The 3,350-nt window shown below is 41.4% G+C and carries 3 protein-coding genes; all 3 read right to left on the bottom strand.

Annotated features, from left to right (window positions below):
• Nucleotides 1-1,376, bottom strand: a 1,376-nt coding sequence (locus tag VN429_RS02805; RefSeq protein WP_325629561.1) for a 2-hydroxyacyl-CoA dehydratase subunit D, incomplete at its 3' end; no start/stop codon positions are given.
• On the bottom strand, nt 1,373-2,554 hold the full coding sequence (locus VN429_RS02810; RefSeq protein ID WP_325629563.1) for a 2-hydroxyacyl-CoA dehydratase subunit D: 1,182 nt from the start codon (nt 2,552-2,554) through the stop codon (nt 1,373-1,375). The genes VN429_RS02810 and VN429_RS02805, both read right to left, overlap by 4 nt.
• On the bottom strand, nt 2,551-3,350 hold an 800-nt coding region (locus tag VN429_RS02815), incomplete at its 5' end, for an acyl-CoA dehydratase activase (protein WP_325629565.1). The genes VN429_RS02810 and VN429_RS02815, both read right to left, overlap by 4 nt.

Here is a 3,350-nt window from a genome sequence, read left to right on the forward strand (position 1 = left end):
ATAAAAGATTCAACCCGGTTATGGGATTGCTCTAGAGACTCCATTCGTGTCAGTTCCCCTACTTCAATACTAATTGCAGGAAGACCGGTCTCTTCTTTGATGTAATCAGTTATCATTCCAGCTATGGCACTCTGATAATTACATCCCCAATTAAACATGAATACAACACCATCTGCCCGGGATGCTTTTACCTGCTTAACAGTCCATTTTGATCGTTCTTCAGTTGATCGCTCATATGGAAGGGAGGCATATGAAACTGCAAGATTCTCATACGGATCACCAGTCTCTTTTACATCCATACAGATAGAACTCCAGACATCATCGCTTCCCACAAGGACACCACCCTTTCGGTCTACGAAGTTGGCATTTGGCATAACACATGATCCACATACAAAGAGCCGTGCAGGATCATCAACAAGCCCGTAGCCTTTGACCCCATTATTGACTCTGGTCTGCAATTCATCTCTGGTTTCTTTGAGAACCTGATTTGCTACTGGAAAATCAAAAGCTCCCATCATTCCCAGGTGTGCAAATCCGCCGTCAACGCTGTTTGTCGGGGGTACTTTCCCGCTCCACCAGACCTGTTCACATTCCCGGACAAGGGACCGTGCTTTGTTTTGGATTTTTATTTCATTACGGATATCGTCATCTGTGACTTCTTTTCCAGTTATCTTTTCTAACTGATTCACAAGGGAATGCAGTTCTTCTTTTAGATATTCAACTCTCCATTCTCCTTCTTCAAAATTACTTGGATAATCGATCAAAACAGTTGGGATGCTACTGGATTCACTTCGATATGCCTCAACTGCATATGCCATATCTGAGCAGCGTGAACAAAGGCAGGGTGCAATTGCTGCTATTGGAAGTTCGCGGGATTTAAGGAGACCTACATTTGCTATCAGATTACAGCACTCAAATGAGAGATTCTGCCTTGCTTCCTCGAGAAGTGATGCACCGGTGAGATTTGCATTTTTATATGCTCTTCCCTCCTGTGTATTCATGATCCACCCTCTCAAAAACATCGGACCTACTGAAATGCATCCCGCTGCCTGGTATAGGTCTGAAGTAATTCCTCCCTGTACGAGGATCAACGGTGTTTTATTTTTGACAAATTTTCGAAGTCTATCTATTCCGGTCATGCCCAGGTAGTTTCTTCTGATTCCGCTGATGAGGGAAACATCCCCGGATAACTGATGACCAAATGCCGGGTTAGTTGAAAAAGCAAATGGAAACCGTTTTGGTCCGGTTACTGTCATAAAGTGCCATATCTGTTCAGCTGTTACCGTAGTTCCATCAGAAAAATGTAAATCATCAGTTTCAAGAACCAACGGTTTAATCTCTTCCGGGTAAGTGAACGGGGGGTATTCGACAGTCATACTTTGACCTCTGTCTGGTTTTGTGCTTTCAGGATCTCAAAAAAGGCTTCTACTCTTGTTCTGATGGCTTCTACGTCAGATCCTGAGTATTCGGTATGAATTTCAAGTAATGGTATTCCAGCATTTTTAAGACGGTTTTTCAGCCCTGTTGTTTTAAAGGTTGCTGAATCACAATAGCGTATTGTATGATAAATGACCCCATTTGCCTTGGTTTCAAGAACTGTTGACATAAGATGCTCAAACCTGATATCATTATCTTTTTCTATACAGGGAAGAGTATAGTGGGGTATCCGGTTCATATATGCATCAGCAATACTGGAAACTGAAGGATGTTCTATGTTCATATTCAGGGATGGATTCAGCCCTGTCCAGAGATCATCTCGTACGATAGTACCATTCATTTGCTCAATAAGATCTACCAGTTTCTCATCTCCCGGAGCGATAGCACTTCCTGAAAGAATTACCCTGACATCCGGAGATTTATTTTCTGATTTTACAGAGCCGGAATCAATTTCACTGAGTAACTCCTGCAGAAGAGAAAGGTAATTTTTCTTATCAAGATAGTACCCTGCGTGGACAACTTCAATTACTTCTTTCCAGTGAAGTGGTGAGTCAGGTATCAGAAGAGATTGAAACAGTTTTTTCGTGCAATTTCTAATAGTCTGATAGAGAAGAATTGATTCTGCAAGATCTAATGTGTCTATTTTTTTCCCTGCAATCTTTTCAAGATTTTGGGTAAAATGTTCCATCTCCTGTCTGAAATATTTTTGAGACGATTCTGCCTGTGGATTTCTTGGAACTCCGAGAAACAGAGTTTTTTTCTTAAAATAATATTTTGAAACTTCACCAAGCCTGTATATCTGCATGCAGGCATTGTCAAAAGCAACAACATCAGCAGCTCGGATATATGGGTCTGAATTTTCTGCAAACATTCCCATAGATGCACGGATGAACGCACAATTTTGTGACGATATGTATCGTGCTCCAAGTTCTACGAGTCGTTCATCTCCTCCTCTGCCTAGCCTGACCGGTATCATTCCAAGAGCATGAACTATCTCTTCTGGTATGAAATAACCAAACCATCCAACGACAATTTTGCCGTTATTTTTTTCAGCAACTAATGTACTTGGTCGTTGTTCTACTGCATCACGAATTTGTTTGAGTGCTGATAAGGTCATGAAGCATCACGTGCAATTTTTTTATCAGCTATTCTTGCAGCACCAAGAGCTCCGATTATCTGTGGATCAAAGTTCGGAACAATGACAGGTTTATTGAATGCATCTGCCAGAGCTGTCCTCATTCCTTCATTCTTAGCAACACCACCAGAGAATAAAATAGCATCTTCAACACCGACTCTGATTGTCATCCCGGTAATGCGATGTGCAATGGCATGATGAACACCCCGAAGGATATTCTCAGGCTTTTCCCCTCTTGCAAGTAATGATATAACTTCTGATTCCGCGAAAACAGTACATGTACTGCTAATTGGGACAATATCTTCTGCCTGTAACGCCATAGGTCCAAGATTCTCAAGATTTACCTTAAACACTGATGCGATTACTTCAAGAAATCGGCCAGTCCCTGCAGCACATTTATCATTCATGATAAAATCAGATACATTACCTGAATTATCAATCCTGATCACCTTACAATCCTGTCCTCCCATATCTATCACCGTCCTGGTTGCCTGATTGATAGAATACGCTCCTTTTGCATGACAGGTTATTTCTGTAACTGTTTCATCAGCATAGGGTGCTGATATCCTCCCATAACCGGTTGCTACAGTATATGTTGGTTTTTTTCCTGCATAGCCAACTGATTCCATGGCTTTTTCAAGTGCTTCCAGACCACTTTTTTCTGGAAAGATACCTGTTGGAATTATACATGATCCAATAATGGCTCCATCTGAAATTAATACCGATTTTGTCGTGAGGGATCCGATATCTACACCTGCTGCTACTTTTGGATTTATAT

It is taken from the genome of Methanospirillum sp., assembly GCF_035560735.1.
Taxonomy (GTDB): Archaea; Halobacteriota; Methanomicrobia; order Methanomicrobiales; family Methanospirillaceae; genus Methanospirillum.

What these genes read in the sequence shown, in the direction of transcription:
- VN429_RS02810 (WP_325629563.1), bottom strand. Translation starts at nt 2,554, where the DNA reads ATGACCTTATCAGCACTCAAACAAATTCGTGATGCAGTAGAACAACGA.